General features: G+C 71.0%; 11 protein-coding genes. 3 read left to right on the top strand and 8 right to left on the bottom strand.

The annotated features are described in order from the left end of the window. The first annotated feature begins 43 nt into the window (after positions 1-43). On the top strand, positions 44-6,523 hold the full coding sequence (locus O7609_RS18305) for a type I polyketide synthase (protein ID WP_269743901.1): 6,480 nt from the start codon (positions 44-46) through the stop codon (positions 6,521-6,523). Positions 6,524-7,031: 508 nt separating this feature from the next. Here O7609_RS18305 and O7609_RS18310 read toward each other — a convergent pair. The 8 genes from O7609_RS18310 to O7609_RS18345 form a co-directional block, all read right to left on the bottom strand. Next, positions 7,032-7,541 (bottom strand): GNAT family N-acetyltransferase, encoded by a 510-nt coding sequence (locus O7609_RS18310; RefSeq protein ID WP_269737213.1) that lies wholly within the window; start codon positions 7,539-7,541, stop codon positions 7,032-7,034. A 76-nt stretch (positions 7,542-7,617) separates the two neighbouring features. Further along, the gene (locus O7609_RS18315) at positions 7,618-7,818 is read right to left on the bottom strand and encodes a YbdD/YjiX family protein (protein WP_269735911.1); all 201 of its coding nucleotides are present in this window, start codon (positions 7,816-7,818) and stop codon (positions 7,618-7,620) included. A 2-nt stretch (positions 7,819-7,820) separates the two neighbouring features. Then, positions 7,821-10,040: a carbon starvation CstA family protein gene (locus O7609_RS18320; RefSeq protein ID WP_443072160.1), complete on the bottom strand. Its 2,220-nt coding sequence runs from the start codon at positions 10,038-10,040 to the stop codon at positions 7,821-7,823. A 335-nt stretch (positions 10,041-10,375) separates the two neighbouring features. Beyond that, a complete protein-coding gene (locus O7609_RS18325; protein ID WP_269735910.1) occupies positions 10,376-11,425 on the bottom strand; it encodes an SIS domain-containing protein in 1,050 nt (349 codons plus the stop codon). Between the two features lie 92 nt (positions 11,426-11,517). Beyond that, positions 11,518-13,074 (bottom strand): glycoside hydrolase family 3 protein, encoded by a 1,557-nt coding sequence (locus O7609_RS18330; RefSeq protein WP_269735909.1) that lies wholly within the window; start codon positions 13,072-13,074, stop codon positions 11,518-11,520. A gap of 3 nt (positions 13,075-13,077) precedes the next feature. Continuing rightward, entirely contained in the window at positions 13,078-13,881 is an 804-nt protein-coding gene (locus O7609_RS18335; protein ID WP_269744380.1) for a carbohydrate ABC transporter permease, read from the bottom strand. A 113-nt stretch (positions 13,882-13,994) separates the two neighbouring features. Next, a complete protein-coding gene (locus tag O7609_RS18340) occupies positions 13,995-14,984 on the bottom strand; it encodes a carbohydrate ABC transporter permease (protein WP_269735908.1) in 990 nt (329 codons plus the stop codon). 93 nt (positions 14,985-15,077) lie between these two features. Further along, complete coding sequence (locus O7609_RS18345; RefSeq protein ID WP_269735907.1) at positions 15,078-16,349, bottom strand: extracellular solute-binding protein; 1,272 nt, start codon at positions 16,347-16,349, stop codon at positions 15,078-15,080. A gap of 303 nt (positions 16,350-16,652) precedes the next feature. Between O7609_RS18345 and O7609_RS18350 the strand changes: the two genes are divergently transcribed. Both O7609_RS18350 and O7609_RS18355 read left to right on the top strand, forming a co-directional pair. Then, on the top strand, positions 16,653-17,435 hold the full coding sequence (locus O7609_RS18350; protein WP_269737210.1) for a GntR family transcriptional regulator: 783 nt from the start codon (positions 16,653-16,655) through the stop codon (positions 17,433-17,435). A gap of 419 nt (positions 17,436-17,854) precedes the next feature. Then, on the top strand, positions 17,855-19,339 hold the full coding sequence (locus O7609_RS18355; protein WP_269735906.1) for a PAS domain-containing sensor histidine kinase: 1,485 nt from the start codon (positions 17,855-17,857) through the stop codon (positions 19,337-19,339). Positions 19,340-19,468: the final 129 nt, after the last annotated feature.

Genomic DNA, 19,468 nt, shown 5'->3' on the forward strand with positions numbered 1-19,468 from the left:
CCGGGGCTCCGCGGCGCCGGGTCTCGTTCAGCGGGGGTGAGACGTGAGGGCAGACGGACATCTGACTCATCGCGGGAGCGCGTTGCGTCTCTTCTGCCTTCCCTACGCAGGCGGTTCCGCAGCGGCTTTCGATGCTTGGCACGAGAATCTCCCCGACGGGGTGTCGGTGCGGCCGGTTCGATTGCCTGGCCGAGAACCGGGAGACACCCGGGAGCCACCGTCGAGGATGGATGTGCTGGTCCGCGCCACCGTTGCTCAGGTCCTTGCCTGTCCTGATGAGCCGTTCGCTCTGTTCGGGTACAGCATGGGCGCTCTCGTGGCCTACGAATCCGCTGTCGTCTTGGAGCGGGATCACCGCCGGACGCCTCTCCTGCTGATTGTCGCTGCCCACCCGCCGCCGCAATTGTCGGTGGTCACCAGCCAGGCGCATGTCCTCGGCGACGAGGACTTGGCGGAGTACTTGATGCGGTCCGGGGTTCTTCCCGAGGAACTACGAGGACGGCGTGCGTTGCTCACCGCCGTCCTTCCGTTGCTGCGGGCCGACGCCGCCGTGATCGAGACGTACCAATTCCGCCCCGGTCACCGATTGTCCTGCCCGGTCGTCGTGGTCAGCGGGTCTGAGGACAAGGTGGCTCCCCCTCATGTGGCTCCCTTGTGGTCCGAAGTGACCGCAGCGGATCCGCGCTGTCACTTGGTCAGTGGTGACCACTTCTTTCTCCGCCGAAGCCAGGTCGAGCTCCTGACACTGATCAGGCAGAACCTTCAGCGTGTCCTCGATGGGTGGCAGGCCCTCAAGGGCGCTCGTTCCGGCGCACCGTCGACGGCGAACCGGCCCGGTTCCCCAACCAGACAGAGCGCAAGCAGGACCGAACCGTCATCCGCAACCGCTCAGCCTCACGCGAGAGGAGCGATCATGCGTAGCTCAAGCACGGGAATGGGGAGGGACTCACGCCGTGCGGCTGAGCCCATCGCCATCGTCGGCATCGGCTGCCGCTTCCCCGGCGCGGATCATCCTGACGCCCTGTGGACACTCCTCCTTGAGGGACGGGACGAGATCACCACCGTCCCCGCCGATCGCTTCGACGTCGATGCGTATTTCGATCCGAGGCCGTCCACGCCTGGACGCACCCATAGCCGATGGGGCGGGTTCGTGAGCGACCTGCGCGGTTTCGATGCCAAGTTCTTCGGCATCTCACCGCGCGAGGCCGAACGGATGGACCCCCAGCAGCGCATGCTGTTGGAGACGGCATGGGACGGACTGAGGGACGCGGGGCTGGCGCCGCGAAACCTCGCCGGAAGTCGCACGGGTGTCTACATGGGGATGATCGCCAGCAACTACTGGGAGCTGCAGGACCGCACCGACCTCAACGTGTATTCGGTCACGGGTACCTCCTACGCGGTCTTGTCCGGGCGGCTCTCCTACCAACTCGACCTCCGCGGGCCTAGCCTGACCCTCGACACCGCCTGCTCGTCGTCTCTGGTGGCCGTGCATCTGGCTTGCCAGAGCCTTCGTCACGGAGAATCCGAACTCGCCATCGCCGGCGGGGTCAACGCAGTCCTCCTGCCCGATGAGGGCGTCGCCTATTCTTCGGCGGGCATGCTGTCCACGCACGGCCGCTGCAAGTTCGCCGACACCGACGGCAACGGATTCGTCCGCAGCGACGGTGTGGGCATCGTGATCTTGAAGCGGCTTTCGCAGGCCCTGAAGGACAGGGACCGTGTCTACGCCGTGATCGCGGGTAGTGCCTGCAACAACGACGGCCAGGGTAGTGGCTACCTGCTCACCCCGGCGGAATCCGGACAGGTCGAACTGCTGTCCACCGCGCTGCATGACAGTGGTGTGGAGCCGAGCGAGCTGGACTACGTCGAGGCGCACGGCACGGGCACCTCGGTCGGGGACGCCGTCGAGCTGCGTGCGCTCTCTCAGGTGCTGGCAGGCCACCGTACCGAGGCCGACCCCTGTCTGGTCGGTTCCATCAAGACCAACATCGGGCACGCCGAGGCAGCCGCTGGGGTCGCAGGGCTCATCAAGGCCGCTCTCAGCGTCCACCATGCCCGTATACCCGCCAGCCTGCACCTGGAGAATCCGAATCCCGCTCTCGACTGGGAGACCGCACCTTTGCGGGTACCCACCGAGGCCACTGCCTGGCCCCAGCGGCCTGGCGGCGCAACCACGGCGGGTGTCAGCGCCTTCGGCATCAGCGGTACCAACGCCCACGTCGTCCTGCGCCGCCCGGACCCCGCGCCCGCGTCCCGTGGCCGGCGCACCGGACCCGGCACCCTGCTGCTCCCGGTATCCGCCGCCAGCGGCGCCGCGTGCCGCACCCTGGCGGGGGAATACGCGCGGATGGCCGAACAGAGGCGCCGCGCCGATGTCCGGCGTCTCTGCGTGGCTGCCGCGCGCCGCAGCGACCACTACGCCCACCGGGTCGCCGTCACCGCCCCGGACCCCGAGGCCCTGGCCGCCGCTCTCACCGAGGCGGCCGAACGCGATGACCCCGGCTACCACGCCGAGCCGGACGCCGCCCCCGGCATCGTGTTCGTCTTCCCCGGCCAGGGGTCCCAGTGGATCGGTATGGGGCGCGATCTGATGCGCTGCTGGCCGGTCTTCCGTAGCGCGCTGCGCGCGTGCGACAAGGCCATCCACGATGAGACCGGCTGGTCCGTACTCGACGTGCTCGCGCGGGGCACCAGTGAGGACTTGGAGCGCATCGAGGTGGTGCAGCCGTTGCTGTGGGCGATGGAGGTGGCACTCGCGAGGTTGTGGGAGTCCTTCGGTGTCACACCGCGTGCGGTGATCGGCCACAGCATGGGGGAGGTCGCCGCCGCTCACGTCAGCGGCGCACTGAGCCTCACCGACAGCGCGCGGGTCATCTGCCGCCGCAGTCGGCTTGCGTCCGAGGGCCGTGGCATGGGTGCCATGGCCGTCATCGACGCCTCCGCCGACGATGTCGAGCGCCTGCTGGCGGAGAACACGGAGAGCGGGACGGTGTGCGTCGCCGCCCACAACAGCCCGTACAGCACCGTTGTGTCGGGCGATGCCGAAGCGGTGGCAGCCGTGGTCGGACAGGCCACGGGCAGTGGAACGGGTGGCCGTCTCATCCGCGTTGACTTCGCCTCGCACAGCCCTCACATGGACCCACTGCGGGAGGGCCTGCTGAGGCAACTCGACGACCTCTCTCCAGGCCCCACCCGCATCAGGATGCACTCCACCGTGCACGGCAGGGATGTCGACGGCAGTCGTCTGGACGCCCGGTACTGGGCCGACAACTTGCGGCAGCCGGTCCACTTCGCGGAGGGGATCGCCGCACTCGCAGCCGAATCACCCACGCTCTTCCTTGAGGTCAGCCCTCACCCCGTCCTGCTTGCCTCGCTGAACGCCTGCCTCGGCTCCCAGGATTCCCAGAGTGGCGCGCTGGCCAGCGTCAGTCGCGACGAGCCTGAGGACTCCGGTGTCTCCGACCGGGTCGCGGAGCTGTATCAGGCGGGAGTGGAGATCGACTGGTCGGGCTTCTACCCTGGCCCCGTCCCGCACGTCGGCCTGCCGCGCTATCCGTGGGAGCGCGAGGAGTTCTGGGTGTCCCCCGCCACCGACCAGTCTCCCTCCACACACGCACAGGACACCTCAGGCCCCACACCCGCGCCGCACCACCACCCGCTGCTGGGCCGCCATGAACAGCAGGGCCCGGTCCACCGCTGGGAGGGCACACCGGACCCCGCCGCCCACGATCGTCTCAGAGCGCACCAGGTCCAGGGCGCTGCAGTTTTCCCGGCGACCGCCTACCTGGAACTGGCCCAGGCCGCCCACCGCAGGCTGTCCGGCGAAAGCGTTTCCCTGGAGCTGCAGGACGTCCGTTTCCGGAGCGGCTTGTACCTTCAGCCCGAGCCGCCCACCCTGCGCACGGACGTCGACACCTCTCAGGTGCCGTGGACCTTCAGCGTCAGCAGCGCGCAGCCCGAGGGCGACTGGCTGGTGCACGCCACCGGGACCCTGGCCCCGGCGAGCGCTCCCCCTGCCACCGTCGATCTCGATGCGGTGCTCGACCGCTGCACCACCGTGGTCCCTGGCGCTGAGTTCTACGCCCTCAACGCTGCTCGGGGGAACGACTGGCAGGGCGATTTCCGTTGCCTTACACGGCTGTGGACTGGTCCCGGCGAGCTCCTCGCCGTCCTGCGGACTCCTCCGAGGCCCACGCAGGACGACTCCGCGTACCACTTCGACCCGGCACTTCTCGACGCCGGCTGCCATGTCCTGGCCGCCCTGACGGAACAGCTTGGCTCCTCCCGTGCACGGGGAGCCTTCCTCGGTATCCTGATCGAGACCGTTCGCCTCCACCGTTCCCCGGAGCCGAAGCTCCTCAGTCACGCCGTTCTGCATCGCGAAGCCGACGGCACACTGCGCGGCGACATTCATCTGCTCACCACGGGCGGAGCACCCGTCGCAGATCTGCTGGGAGTCACCTCCGCCTTCGTCGAACAGCTTCCTGCATCAACCACGGAGAGGCCCACTCCCCGCGACGTGTCAGACTGGCTGTTGAGCGTGGACTGGCGCGAGACGCCAGCCTCTCCTCCCAGCACGAACCCGCCTGCACACTGGTTGCTGGTCACGGACGACGACGCTGCGGCACGGCACTTGCCTCGGTGCCTCCCCGGCGATGTCACCGTTGCCCCGTACTCCTCTGATGTCGGGGACCGGACGGGTTTCGACGAGTTGCTCCGAGAGCGTCAACAGGTTGCTCCCGTCCGGCTGGGCGTGGTGTTCGTACCCGCCCCTGACCACTCCCGGCGATGGGAACGTCCCGCGAACAACCCTTCCCATCAGCTGGCTCGACTGCTCCGTGTGCTGGCTGCGTTTCCCGCTTCTGCCCAGCTGTGGGTCGTAACCCAGGATGTCCAGGCGGCTGTTCCAGGCGACTCCGTATCGCAGCCCGCGGCCGCCCCGCTCTGGGGCATGGCCCGCACAGCGGCCCTGGAACTCCCGGAACTCGGCTGCACGCTCATCGACTTGCCCGAACAGCCTGAGGACGGCGACTGGTGGCAGCTCTCCCGGGAATTCTTGGGCGACTCCGGTGAAGACCAGATCGCCCTGCGGCGGGGACGACGCCTCGTCGCCCGGCTCCAGCCGACGGCGCTTCCCGCCACCACTCAGCCTGCCCACCCCGACCTCCTCATCCGGCCAGACGCGGGATACCTCATCACCGGTGGTCTTGGTGCACTTGGCCGCCTGGCCGCGCAGTGGCTCATCGACCACGGGGCGCGCAACATCCTGCTGACCGGTCGCACCCCCCTCCCGTCCCCGGACGAACCCGCCGTCCCCGACGGTCACCCTCTGGCCGAGGCCCTCCACACTCTGCGTGATGGGATGAACCAAGGACTTCACGTCGAGTACCACTCGGTCGACGTGGCTGACCGAGTAGCCCTGGCCGACCTGCTTCACCACTGGCGGGAAGCCGGGCGCCCCCGTATCCGGGGAGTCCTGCATACGGCGGGGATCGCCACCGAGAGCTCACTCGCCGACCTCAGCAGGGGCGAGCTCGATGCTCTGCTGCACGCCAAACTCCAAGGGGGTTGGGCCCTGCACCACACGATCGGACAAGAACCGCTCGACTTCTTCGCTCTCTACTCGTCCGCCGCTTCCATGATCAGCTCGCCGATGCTCGGCGGCTACGCCGCAGCCAACGCCGCCCTGGACGCACTCGCCCACTACCGCAACGCCCGCGGCCTTCCGGCGGTGAGCATCCAGTGGGGATTCTGGAACGAGGTCGGCATGGACGCCCGCCAGGAGAGCCGCAGCGGCCGGACTCGCAAGCCGGCGGGGGTCAGGGGGTTCACACCCGCGCAGGGTGTCTCGGTGCTCGGCGAGATCCTCACCCACCGGACCAGCGGGCAGGTCATGGTGATGCCCGCCGACTGGCAGACCTGGGCTGAGACGTATCCACAAGCAGCCGCCGTCCCGCTGATGTCAGGACTCGGCTCCGCGATGCCCGGAGAACCGGAGAATCAGCGGACCCCTCTGCTCCGGCCGGTGCGGCAAGCGAAGCCCGAGCCGCCGGCCGGTCGGAAGACGGTGGAACCCAGCCACGACGACGCTCAGCGAACGGTTCGTACCGCCGCCCCAGCCCCCGCCTCGCCCCGGTCCCTCCCAGAGACTCCCGGGCACGGTGACGGCGTGGCCGCTGTGCCAACGCCGCGCGAAGCCGCGCCGCCGGCGGCCGGCCGACGTGACAACGCGGACTCGGACGGCACCGACGCGAGGGACTCCCTCACTGACAAGGTCGCACAAGTTCTGGCCGACGTGATGCGCATACCCGCTGCTCGCCTGCCCCGGCGCCGTCCCCTGAACCGCATCGGTCTGGACTCCCTCATGGCCAACGAGGCAGCCGCGCGCATACGCCGCGAGACGGGCATCCAGATCCCTCTCGTCTCGCTCCTGCGCGGCGCAACGCTGGACGATGTCATCGCCGCCGCTCAGTCTGACACCTCCGCCGCGACATCGTTCGACCACGGTCCCCGGCAGTTGTGATGGAGTGCGGCGGTCCCCGCACCTCCCGGAGGACTCGCGCCCGGACCCCCGTGGCCGGTGACGAGGCGGGCGGGCTCGTGCGGCCCGCTTTCCCTCTGCCCAAGGGCAAGCGCTCAGTGAGAACAACGGCAGCCGGCCGGGTACCGGCCCGTCCCGGCCGCGAGGAGGCGCTGCTGCCAGCTGGGGAGGCCAGCGGCGAGCGGCACCGCGGGTGGGGCGGCTCGGTCGTCGCACCGGGGCGAGCGGCCTTCCACCGCCTGAGACCTGCTCGTCCCCGTCGGCGAGGGCGAGGAACAGAGCCGTCGACGGCACCTCTCCGGGGGCCGCCGGACACACCGGCGTACGAGGTCACGCCAGCCCCGTGCCGTCTTCACCATGTTTCAGGGCCACGGAAGCTCCGGACCACCCCGAACGGTTCTCCGCGATCGAACGCTCCCGTGATCACGGGGAGTTTCGCGCTGTGCGGGGGGCAGCTACGGGAGGACACGCCGGACACCGTGAGCTAGCGTCAGCCGGACAGTTCCAGCGCGAACGTCCACAGCGCCCCGAAGTCCGGCAGCGGCTCCCAGTCCCGCTCGGGGGTGCGGACGAAGCCCAGCCGCCGGTAGAGCCGGTGGGCGGGCTCCATGCTCGCCTGGCTGGACAGCACCAGCCTCGCCAGCCCCCGCTCCCGGGCCCGGTCTATGCAGGCCCGCACGAGCGCCTCGCCGGCGCCGCGCCCCCGGCCCTCACGCCGCACCGCCAGCATGCGGAACTCGGCCTCACCCGCCCGCGCGATGTCGGCGTACTCCCCGCCCTCCCCGACGAAGGCGACCGCCCCGAGGACGTCCCCGCCGCGATCGTCCACCGCGACGAGCACCTCGGCCAGCTGGGAGCGGCGGCGGGCGTCCCGGAGCTCGGCGAGGTACGGATCCGCCTCGCCGAAGTCCAGCAGCCCGTCGCCCAGATACGCCGCGGCGGTCAGCTCCCCGATCTCGTCCAGCTCTTCGGGGCGGGCTGCGCGCACGGTGAGGTTCATGGTGGCGTTCATGCCGACCAGTGTGCTGCACCGCTCGGACATCGCGCCGGACTTTTCCCCGGCCGTCCCCGGAGACTCAGCAGCAGCGGAAGCCCTCGCGCGGATCGGCCTCCCGGGCGTCGGTGCGACGCCGCTCGAAGGCCCGGCGGCTGAGCACCCGCGCCCCGGGATCGTGGGCGCGTGCGTGGGCCACGTAACGCTCGTAGGCGGCCTCGCCGGTCAGCTCGCACCAGGACCGGCGCGCCCGGGCGGCCGCCGCCCGGAGCCTCGCCGGCACCCTCACGAGCGCACCTCCGCCGGGCTCTCCGGCTCGGCCGCGTCGGCCGAGCGGGCCGCGGCCATCTCCGCCTTCTCCTCGCGGGTGGCGAACAGCCCGGCGGGGGCCACGAGCGCGGAGCGCCGGTAGGGCGCCTCGTGGAGCTTCACGGTCTCCGGCGCGGTGGCCGCCTTCCAGCACACCCGTCCGGCGTCCACGATCACCACGATGATCAGCAGGGCGAAGAGCGCGCACAGGACGCCGTCGACCGTGGAGTTGGTGACGATGGTGTGCATGTCGTCCATGTTCTTCGCCGGGGCGAGGACCTCCCCGTTGTCGATGCCCTCCTGGTAGATCCGCCGCTGGGTGAAGAAGCCCACCCGCGGGTCGTCGGAGAAGATCTTCTGCCAGCTCGCGGTCAGCGTGACGGAGACGTCCCAGGCGAGCGGAACGCCCGTCACCCAGGCCCACCTGAGCCGTCCCGACTTCACCAGGAGCGTCGTGCACACGGCGAGGGCGACGGCGGCCAGGAGCTGGTTGGCGATGCCGAAGAGCGGGAAGAGCTGGTTGATACCGCCGAGCGGGTCGTGGACGCCGACCCACAGGAAGTACCCCCAGCCGCCCACGACCGCCGCGCTCGTCAGCCACACGCCGGGCTTCCAGCTCACGTCCCGCAGGGGCTTCCAGACGTTGCCCAGGGTGTCCTGGAGCATGAACCGGCCGACGCGGGTGCCCGCGTCCACGGTGGTGAGGATGAACAGCGCCTCGAACATGATCGCGAAGTGGTACCAGAACGCCTTGAGCGACGCCCCGCCGATCACCGCGGAGAAGATCTCCGACATGCCGAGCGCGAAGGTCGGCGCACCGCCCGTCCGGGAGAGCAGCGAATCCTCCTCGACGGACTCGGCGGCCGCCGCCAGCGCCTCGGGGGAGATGCTGAAGCCGAGCCCGGCGACCGCCTCGGAGGCGGACTGCACGGTGTCACCGACCACCCCGGCGGGGGAGTTGACGGCGAAGAAGAGACCGGGGTCGATGATGCAGGCGGTGATCATCGCCATCACGGCGACGAACGACTCGGTCAGCATGGCGCCGTACCCGACCATGCGGACCTGGGTCTCCTTCTGGATCATTTTCGGGGTCGTGCCCGAGGAGACCAGGGCGTGGAACCCGGAGAGCGCGCCGCAGGCCACGGTGATGAAGACGAACGGGAACATCGACCCGGCGAAGACGGGGCCGTCCCCGCGGGAGGCGAAGTCCGTGACGGCGGGCATCTCCAGCGTCGGCAGCGTCACGACGACGCCGAGCGCCAGCAGGGCGATGGTGCCCACCTTCATGAACGTGGACAGGTAGTCGCGCGGGGCCAGCAGCATCCACACCGGCAGCACGGAGGCGACGAAGCCGTAGACCACCATCCACACGACGAGCGTGCCGGGGGTGAGCGTGAAGGTGTCGGCGAGCGAGGACTCCGCGACCCAGCCGCCCGCCACGATCGACAGCAGGAGCAGCGAGACGCCGATGACGGAGACCTCGGTGACCCGTCCGGGGCGCAGGACCCGCAGGTAGAAGCCCATCAAGAGGGCGATCGGGATCGTCATCGCGATGGAGAACACGCCCCAGGGCGAGTGCGCGAGCGCGTTGACGATGACCAGGGCCAGTACCGCCAGCAGGATGATCATGATGGCGAAGACGGCGACCAGCGCGGCGGCGCCGCCGAACGGGCCGATCTCGTCCCTGGCCATCTGGCCCAGGGAGCGGCCGTCGCGACGGGTGGAGAAGAACAGGGTCACCATGTCCTGCACGGCGCCGGCGAAGATGACGCCGACGATGATCCAGATGGTGCCCGGGAGATAGCCCATCTGGGCGGCGAGGACGGGGCCGACGAGCGGACCGGCCCCGGCCACGGCCGCGAAGTGGTGGCCGAAGAGGACCCGGCGGTCGGTCGGGTGGAAGTCGACGCCGTTGTCCAGCCGTTCGGCCGGGGTCGCGCGGGTCTTGTCGACCCGCAGCACGCGGTGCGCGATGAAGCGGGCGTAGAAGCGGTAGCCGATGGCGTACGAGCCGAGGGCCGCGGCGACCATCCAGGCGGCCGAGACCTCCTCGCCGCGGGAGAGCGCGAGCATGGCCCAGCCGGCGGCGCCGACCAGCGCCACCGTCGTCCACACCGCGATCTTCCCCGGCGACGGGCTGCCGCCTCCCGCCGCGCCGCGTTCGCCGGTCGGTGCCGACGTCTCGGGTCCGCTCATGCTGCTCAGCCTCCGTTCCCGCTGCCCCCGTGATCTTCGTCAAGGTGCGCGGGAACCCTAGCCGTGGGTGACCGGGGCGTCACGGGTGCGTCCGGCGGGGGTAGGCCGACGGTCGCGATGCGCGCCGAGCGGTCGGCGACCGGTGTCCCCGCGCCCCGAAGAGGCGCGGGGAACTGTGCGAACGGCCGCGACGCGCCCGCGGGCCGCGACGCGCAGGCGCTCCCTGCCCGGGCGGGTCCCGGCGGCGTGGCCGCGCTTGCTGCCCCGCGTCGTCGCGCAGACCTCCCCAGCGCGGCGCGGGGAGCTGTGCCGGCAGGGCACGTGCCGGGAGGGGCTTACCGCGTCTCGGTGACCTTCGCCAGGGCGCGGGGCGCGTCCGGGTCCTGGCCGCGGGCGATGGTCACCTCGTAGGCCAGCATCTGGAGCGGCAGGATCTCCAGCACGGGCTGCAGCTCCTCCGGCACCCCGTCCACCGGCAGGACGAAGCCGGCCGAGGCGGCGTCCACCTGCGGCTTGGGACCGATGACGACGAGGTCCGCGCCGCGGTCGCGCAGCCGGTCCAGGACGGGCTGGAGGGCTTCGCCGCCCTTGCCGTCCGTAACGATGGCGATGACGGGGGAGACGTTGTCCACCATGGCGAGCGGGCCGTGCAGGAGGTCCGCGCCGGAGTAGGAGAGAGCGGGGATGTAGCTCGTCTCCATGAGCTTGAGGGCCGCCTCCTTGGCCGTCGGATAGCCGTAGCCGCGCGAGGTGAGGACCATCCGCTCGGCGAACCGGTACCGCCCGGCGAGGGCCCTGACCTCGTCCCTGCGGGCGAGGATCTGCTCGGCCAGCTCCGGCAGGGCCGCGGCCCGCGCCGCGCCGTCGCCGCCGCGCAGCCCCTCGACGAAGAGGTAGAGGGCCAGCAGCTCGGCGGTGTACGTCTTGGTGGCGGGCAGGGCCTCCTCCGGTCCGGCCAGGACGTCGATGTGGAACTCGCTGACCTCGGCCAGCGGGGAGTCCGCGTTGTTGGTGACGGCCAGGGTGATCGCCCCCGCCTCGCGTGCGGCCCGGGTGGAGGCCACGAGGTCGGGGGAGCCGCCGGACTGGCTGACGGTGACGACGAGGCAGTCGGTGAGGTCGGGGCGGGCGCCGTAGGCCGTGGTCGTCGACATGGAGGTCAGCCCGCAGGGCTTGCCCAGCAGGACCTCCAGCAGGTACTTGGCGTAGAGCGCCGCGTTGTCGGAGGTGCCGCGCGCGGTCAGGAGGACGAAGCGCGGTGCCCGGGCGGCGATCCGCTCGGCGACCTCGCGGATCCTCGGTGCGCCCTCGGCGAGGATGCGGCGCAGGACGGCGGGCTGTTCGGCCATCTCGCCGGACATGATGCGACCGGTCGTGACGGTCATGCTGGGTGCCTCCAGTCGGCTGTGGTGCGGTTTCTCCCCTGGGCGCCGGGCGGTCGGCGCGCCGGGCGGCTGCGCGCGTCGGACGTCACCGCTCAGGCCTGTCCGGCGGTGTCGCTCCGGCGGCCGGCGACGACCTCGGCGGCGGCTCGGGCGCAGACGCGGGCGGCGCCGTGGGTCGCGATGTGCAGGGCTCCCACGGGCGGTGCCTGCGGGACGCCCATCTCGACCACGGCGGAGTCCGGCCGGGCGGCGAGCACGGCGTCGAGGGCGGCGGCCATCCAGGGGTGACGGTGGACGTCGCGGACCACGGCGACGATCCTACGGTCCTCCGCCGCGGCCAACACCCGTGCGGCGAGGGCGGCGACGCCGTCGGCCTCGGCGTCCGCGCGGCCCCACGAGCCGGTCCCGCTGCCCGGCAGCAGCCGGGTCAGCTCGGCGGCCAGGCCCCAGGGCGTCTCGTCGCCGACGGCGATGTTCGCGACGGGGGTGAGAGCGGCGACGAAGACGGGCGCGTCCGAGGGCTTGTCCTCGAAGCGGCGGGTGACGCGCAGGGCGCGGCGGGCTGCGGTGAGGCCGATGTCGGAGGGCTGGCGCGCGGCGTCCGGCCCGGTGGCGGCGGCGCGTTCGCGCGTCCAGCGGGCGAGGTCGCGTACCCGGGCGGCGGCAACGGCGAGCCGTTCCTCGGCCAGCTCGCCGTCGCGGACGGCACGCACGAGGGCGTCGCGCAGCCGCAGGACGGTGTCCTCGTCGGCCAGGCCGCCGCCGACGCAGATGGCGTCGGCCCCGGCGGCCAGGGCCAGCACGGCGCCGCGTTCGATGCCGTGGGTGTCGGCGATGGCCTTCATCTCGACGGCGTCGGTGACGACGAGCCCGTCGAAGCCGAGCCCGCCGCGGTCGGCCGGGGCGCGCAGCAGGCCGGTGAGGGCGGCGGGGCTGAGCGTGGCGGGACGGTCCCGGTCGAGCGCGGGCAGCAGGATGTGGGCGCTCATCACGACCTTGGTACCGGCGGCCACGGCGGCGCGGAACGGGACGAGTTCGCGCTCGCCGAGGGTCTTGAGGCCGACGTCGATGCGGGGCAGGGCGTGGTGGGAGTCGACGTTGGTGTCGCCGTGCCCGGGGAAGTGCTTGGTGCAGGCGGCCACTCCCGCGGCCTGCATGCCCTCGACGTAGGCGGCGGTGTGCCGGGCGACGAGGCCGGGCTCGGCGCCGAAGGAGCGCACGCCGATGACCGGGTTGTCGGGGTTGGAGTTCACGTCGGCGGAGGGCGCCCAGTTGAGGTTGACTCCGCACCCGAGGAGGCGGCGGCCCAGCTCGCGGGCGACGGCGCGGGTGAGCTCCGGGTCGTCGATGTGCCCGAGGGCGAGGTTGCCGGGGAAGGAGGAGCCGGTGCGGGCCTCCAGCCGGGTGACGTCGCCGCCCTCCTCGTCGATGGCGACGAGGACGTCGGGCCGGACGGCCCGCAGCTGGGCGGTGAGCTCGGTGAGCTGGTCGGCGGAGGCGATGTTGCGCCCGAACAGGCCGACGGAGGCGAGTCCGTCGTCGAGGCGGCGCAGCAGCCACTCGGGGGCGTCCGTGCCGACGAAGCCGGGCTGGAGGACGGCGAGTGCGTCCCGCAGCAGGGTCGGGGAGGCGGTCGCGAGGACGGTCATGCGTTATCCCTTCACCGCGCCGGCGCTGAGCCCGCCGACGGCACGACGCTGGAGGAAGAGGAACAGGAGCAGGACGGGGACGGCGAACAGGGAGGACGCCGCCATGGTGGCGCCCCAGTCGTTGCCGAACGCGGACTGGAACTGGGTGAGCCACAGCGGCAGGGTGTAGGCCTCGGGGTCCTTGTTGACGACCAGGACCATGGCGAACTCGTTCCAGGCGGTGATGAAGCCGAACAGGGACGTGGACATCAGCCCGGGGGCCAGCAGCGGGAAGATCACCCGGACGAAGGCCTGGGTGCGGCTGCAGCCGTCGATCATGGCCGCCTCCTCCAGCTCCTTCGGCACGGCGGCGATGAAGCCCTTCAGCGTCCAGATGGTGAAGGGCAGGACCATGACGAAGTAGACGAGCGTCAGGAAGCCGATGCTGTTCAGGACGTGGGCGTCCCGGGCGATGAGGTACATCACGATGACCATGACTTCCCAGGGCGCGAGCTGAGCCATCATCACGGCCAGGACGAGCCCCTTGCGGCCCCTGAACCTCATCCGGACGATGGCGAAGCTGGCGGCCAGCGCGACCACGAGGGCGAGCAGGACGGCGCCCACCGTGACGGTGACGCTGTTGCGGACGAAGGTCCAGAACAGCTCCACGTCGGTGGCCGTGCCGTAGTGCTCGAAGGTGGGCGTGAAGACGAACGTCGGCGTCTTCGTCAGCACCTCGGCGGCCGGCTTGAAGGAGGTGGAGAACATCCAGTAGACGGGGAAGACGAAGAACGCCGCCAGGACGAGCGCCAGGGCGTTGGGCCAGATCCGTCCGAGGCTCTTGCGGCGCCGGGCGCGGACGGCCGCGCGGTCGGGGCCCGCCGCTCGGGGGGTGACGGCGTCGGGCGCGCCGGCCGGTCCGGCGAGGGTGGTGGAGTGGCTCACTGCTCGTCCTCCTGCTTGAGGATCAGGCGGAAGTAGAACGACATCGCGACCAGCAGGATGAGGATGGTCAGCACGGAGGCCGCGGCGGCGACGCCGAAGTTCATCTGGCTCATGCCCTCGACGTAGGCGAAGACGGGCAGCGTCTCGGACTCGCGGTTGGGGCCGCCGGAGTTGAGGGCGACGATCTGCGCGAACGCCTTGAAGACCCAGATGATCTCCAGGAACGTGGTGATCAGGAAGAACGGCCGGAGCATGGGGAAGACGACCGAGCGGAAGATCCGCCAGGCGGAGGCGCCGTCCACGCGGGCCGCCTCGTAGAGCTCCCCGCTGATGGTGGTGAGTCCGGCGTACATGTTGAGGGCCACGAAGGGGATCGAGGCCCAGACGACGAGCAGGGTGACGATCGCGAGGGTCGAGAAGCCGGTCTCGAACCAGTTGTGCTGCTCGTAGCCTTCGAAGCCGAGGCTGCGCATGACCCAGTTCATGACGCCGAACTGGGTGTCGAAGAGCCAGCGGAAGACGGTGGCGGAGGCGACGATCGGCATGGCCCAGGCCAGCACGAGGGACAGGGACAGCACGAGCCGCATCGTCTTGCCGAGCCGGTTGAGCAGGAGCCCGATGAGCGTGCCGCAGGTCATGATGAGCACGACGTTGACGGTCATGAAGGCGAACGTGCGCGCCACGACCGTCCAGAAGGCGCTGTCCCCGAGCAGCTCCGTGTAGTTGTCGAAGCCCGTCCACACGGTCGCCCGGGAGATCATCTCGACCCGCCCGAGCTGCTGGAGCGAGACCAGCACGTTGCGCACGAGCGGGTAGCCCAGGAAGACGGCGAGGGCCAGGACGGCGGGGGCGATCAGCAGATAGGGCAGCCAGCCCGAGGGCAAGCTCGGCCTGGGGCGTGGTGCGGGGGTGGCCGGCCCCGGGGCCGGTTCGCGCGGGGGCGGTTCCTCGGCCACGGGAGTGACGCCCTCGGTCTGCACGGTCATGGTCTACTTCCTCGCCTGCGGGCTGCGGAGGGGTGTGGGACGGGGCCCGGGGTGCCCCGGCCGGTACGCGGCCGGGGCACCCCGTCGGGGGCGTCAGTCCTGGTTGACGCGCTCGGTGATGATCTTGTCGGCGTCCTGACCGGCCTTCTGGGGGTCCGTCCCCTGCAGCACGTTGGACATGTACTGCTTGATCGGGTTGGGGTCGGTCTCCACGTTGGCCCAGCCGGGGGTCACGGGGGTGATCCGGCCGACGTCCGCGGAGGCCACCATGGCCTCGGCGAAGGACCCCGGCTCCGGGGTGATCTGCGCGGCCTCGGAGTTCGGCAGCAGACCGCCGCCGGTGACCTCGGCGTACTTCTTCATCCACTTCTCGGAGGTGGCGAGCTTCAGCCACTCCTGGGCGAGCTCCTTGTTCTGGGAGCGCTCCGGGACGGCGAGGTTGGAGCCGCCGAAGAAGACGTGGCCGGGCTGGTCGGCCGTCTTGCCCGGGATCGGGAAGTAGCCGAAGTCGGCCTCGCCGCCGGCCTCCTCGATGGCGGCGGTGGCGCCGCCGGCCTCCCAGCCGAGTCCGATCCATGAGGCGACGTCGCCCTTGGGCACCACGTCGGTGGACTGCTGCGGGGTGGCCTCGTCGGTGTCCTTCGGCGCGGTGGAGAAGGCGGCCAGCTCCTGGTAGAAGTTCATGGCGGCCTCGCCCTCGGGCGTGGCCAGGGCGCCCTTCCACTGGTCGCCGTCCTGCACGGCGAGGTCGCCGCCCTCGTCCCACAGGAAGCCGGCGTAGACGTACCAGCTCTGACCCGGCAGGTAGATGGGCTGCGCGTCGGTCTCGTCCTCGATCTTCTGCAGCCCGGCCAGCCACTCCTCGCGGGTGGTGGGCGGCTTGACGCCGGCGTCGGCGAAGATGCTCTTGTCGTAGATGACGACGCGGTTGGCGGCGTACCAGGGGGCCGCGTACAGCTTGCCGTCCAGTTCGGCCGAGCTGACCATCCCCTCGTTCCAGGAGTCGTAGCCGAGCTCACCCTTCTTGTCGGTGAGGTCGGCGAGACCGCCGGTGACCGCGTAGCCGGCGGTCTGGGTGTTGCCCAGCTCGAGGACGTCCGGCGGCGAGTCCTCGGACAGCGCGGTGGTCACCTTCTCCTGGATCCCGTTCCACTGCTGTGTCTCGATCTTGACGGTCACCCCCTCGTGGGCGGCCTCGAACTCCTTGTTCAGTTCCGTGACCCACTCCTCGGGCGCGGAGCCGTCCATGACCCACACGGTCAGGGTCTTGTCGCCGGAACCGGAACCGGAGCCGTCGTCGGAGCCACACGCCGACACACCCAGCATCGCCGCGACGCCGATGGCTGCTATGAGCTTGCGCTTCACGTCACCCTCCCAGGATGCAGAACCTCCCGCCCACCGAGATGACATACGACGAGGTAGTGCCCGTGGGACTGGGATTGGTCTTTAATGGTTTAGACCAGTTCCCGCAGCTTGGCCTAGACCTATAGGGGTGTCAAGAGTGGATCAGAAGGCCCGTCCGGTCCGTTACCGGACCGACATCTGTGCCGGGCGGTGGCCGAGCGGTGCCGCCATGCCAGGATGTGAGGCCGTTACGCACGGAGTCGGAGGAAGCCGGTGACGGTAACAGGACGGCAGGAGGCGGGGCAGCGGCCCCAGGGCGGCGGCATGCCCGCCGCGACGAGCGTGGAAGAGCCTGGTGGTGAGCCGGGTACGTCGGCCCAGGGCGGCTCGCGGGTCGCCCGCGTGCCCAAGTACTACCGTCTCAAACGGCATCTCCTGGAGATGACCGAAACCATGCCCCCCGGCACCCCCGTCCCGCCCGAGCGCACCCTGGCGACCGAGTTCGACACCTCCCGCACGACGGTGCGCCAGGCCCTCCAGGAGCTGGTCGTCGAGGGCCGCCTGGAGCGCATCCAGGGCAAGGGCACCTTCGTGGCCAAGCCCAAGGTCTCCCAGGCGCTCCAGCTCACCTCCTACACGGAGGACATGCGCGCCCAGGGGCTCGAGCCCACCTCGCAGCTCCTGGACATCGGCTACGTCACCGCCGAGGACCGCCTGGCCGCGCTCCTCGACATCCCGCCCGGCGGCCGGGTGCTGCGCATCGAGCGGCTCCGGCTGGCCAGCGGCGAGCCCATGGCCATCGAGACCACGCACCTGTCGCAGAAGCGTTTCCCGGCGCTGCGCGGAAGCCTGATGAAGTACGCCTCGCTCTACGCGGCCCTCTCCGAGGTCTACGGCGTCCACCTCGCCGAGGCCGAGGAGACGATCGAGACGTCGCTGGCCTCGCCCCGCGAGGCCGGGCTCCTCGGCACGGACGTCGGGCTGCCGATGCTCATGCTCTCCCGGCACTCCTTCGACCTCGGGGGTGAGCCCGTGGAGTGGGTGCGCTCGGTCTACCGCGGGGACCGCTACAAGTTCGTCGCCCGTCTCCGGCGTCCCGAGCAGTGACCGCCTCGACGATCGCTCGACGGGCGTGAAGAGGGGAGCCCGGGGCCTGTCGCCCGGCGCCGTTGTGCGCAAGAATCGACGCTGTCGAGCCTGAGACGGGCCCCGGTCCGTTCACGGCATGGACAGACCGAGTGGTCTAGTCCACAATCGACGGCAGGGCTTCTGTCCTCCCCGCACAGGAGGGCAGAGCGAGACCCACGGGCGCCTTCTGCCCTGACTGCGCCCCGGGTCTCCGGTCGCTCCGGGCTGCGGTGCCGGACGGGTTGAGGGTCCCGTCCAGGCGCCGCGGCCCGAAGTGCGTTCGCGCCCTGGACGAGCGCGGGGAACCCGCGCTTTCACGCAGACCTCCCCAGCGCGCGGGCGCCGCCTGCGCGCGGCTGATCCGCCGATCAGGCCTTAGGCTCGGCACCGTGCCCTCCATGAACGACCTCGTACGCCAGCACACCGCTCTCGGCGAATCCGACCTCGAGTGGCTGCACCTGCTCGTCTCCGAGTGGCAGCTCCTCTCCGACCTCTCCTTCGCCGACCTCGTGCTGTGGGTGCCCACCCGCGACGGCACCCGGTACGTCTCCATCGCGCAGATGCGCCCCAACACCGGGCCGACGTCCTACCAGGACGACATGGTGGGCCACCTCGTGCCGCGGGGGCGCCGTCCGCTGCTGGACTCCGCGCTGGACGAGGGCCGCATCGTCCGGGAGGGCGATCCGGAGTGGCGCGAGGAGGTGCCCGTACGGGTCGAGTCCATCCCGGTCCGGCGGGACGGCCGGGTGCTCGGGGTCATCGCCCGTAACACGAACCTGCTCACGGTGCGCACGCCGAGCCGGCTGGAGCTGACCTATCTGCAGAGCGCGTCCGACCTGGCGCAGATGATCGCCGCCGGGGAGTTCCCCTTCCCCGGCCAGCAGGTGGACATGGACGCCTCGCCCCGCGTCGGGGACGGGCTGATCCGGCTGGACGCCGAAGGGCACGTCCAGTACGCGAGCCCCAACGCCCTGTCCGCGTACCACCGGCTCGGGCTCGCCGCCGACCTCGTCGGGCTGCAGCTCGGTGAGACGACCGCCGAACTCGCCCCCGCCAAGGGGCCGGTGGACGAGTCGCTGGTGAAGCTGGCCAGCGGCTGGGCGCACCGGGAGGCCGAGATCGAGGGCGACGACTGCGTGGTGCAGCTCCGCGCGATCCCGCTCCGGCCCAAGGGCACCCGCATCGGCTCCCTCGTCCTGCTGCGCGACGTCACCGAGCTGCGGCGCCGGGAGCGTGAGCTGATCACCAAGGACGCGACGATCCGGGAGATCCACCACCGGGTGAAGAACAACCTGCAGACGGTGGCAGCGCTGCTGCGCCTGCAGGCCCGGCGCATCGGCGCCACGGGTGACGACAGCGCGCGGGCGGCGCTGGAGGAGGCCGTGCGCCGGGTGGGCTCGATCGCCATCGTCCACGAGACGCTGTCCCAGAACCTCGACGAGCGCGTGGACTTCGACGAGATCGCGGACCGCGTCCTCGCGATGGTGGCCGAGATCGCACCGGGGAAGATCGTGGGGCGGCGCACCGGGCGGTTCGGCATCCTCTCGGCGGAGGTGGCCACGCCGCTGTCGATGGTGCTCACCGAGGTGCTCCAGAACGCCCTGGAGCACGGCTACGGACCCGACGAGCACGGGACCCTGGAGATCGGCGCGGTGCGCGGCGGGGCACCGGGCACCGGGGCGTCCCGGCTGCTGGTGACCGTTCAGGACGACGGACGCGGCCTGCCCGAGGAGTTCGACGTCCGTACGGCCGGGAACCTGGGGCTCCAGATCGTCCGCACCCTGGTGGAGGGCGAGTTGGGCGGGACGTTCGACATGGTGCCGGGGGAGGAGCGCGGCACCCGCGTCGTCTTCGACCTCCCGGTCGCCCCGGAGAAGTCCTGAACCCGCTGGACCGGGCGGGCTGGTGTGCTTCCGCACAGCACTGAGCCCCGGGCCGTCCGGGAGATCGGACGACGCCGGGGCTCGGGCTGTCGTGCTGCGTGCTAGCGGTGGCTTGCCGGCACTGCGTGC

This window comes from Streptomyces sp. WMMC1477 (assembly GCF_027460245.1).
Taxonomy (GTDB): Bacteria; Actinomycetota; Actinomycetes; order Streptomycetales; family Streptomycetaceae; genus Streptomyces.

What these genes read in the sequence shown, in the direction of transcription:
- O7609_RS18310 (WP_269737213.1), bottom strand. Translation starts at nt 7,541, where the DNA reads ATGAACCTCACCGTGCGCGCAGCCCGCCCCGAAGAGCTGGACGAGATC.
- O7609_RS18320 (WP_443072160.1), bottom strand. Translation starts at nt 10,040, where the DNA reads ATGAGCGGACCCGAGACGTCGGCACCGACCGGCGAACGCGGCGCGGCG.
- O7609_RS18325 (WP_269735910.1), bottom strand. Translation starts at nt 11,425, where the DNA reads ATGACCGTCACGACCGGTCGCATCATGTCCGGCGAGATGGCCGAACAG.
- O7609_RS18330 (WP_269735909.1), bottom strand. Translation starts at nt 13,074, where the DNA reads ATGACCGTCCTCGCGACCGCCTCCCCGACCCTGCTGCGGGACGCACTC.
- O7609_RS18340 (WP_269735908.1), bottom strand. Translation starts at nt 14,984, where the DNA reads ATGACCGTGCAGACCGAGGGCGTCACTCCCGTGGCCGAGGAACCGCCC.
- O7609_RS18350 (WP_269737210.1), top strand. Translation starts at nt 16,653, where the DNA reads ATGCCCGCCGCGACGAGCGTGGAAGAGCCTGGTGGTGAGCCGGGTACG.
- O7609_RS18355 (WP_269735906.1), top strand. Translation starts at nt 17,855, where the DNA reads ATGAACGACCTCGTACGCCAGCACACCGCTCTCGGCGAATCCGACCTC.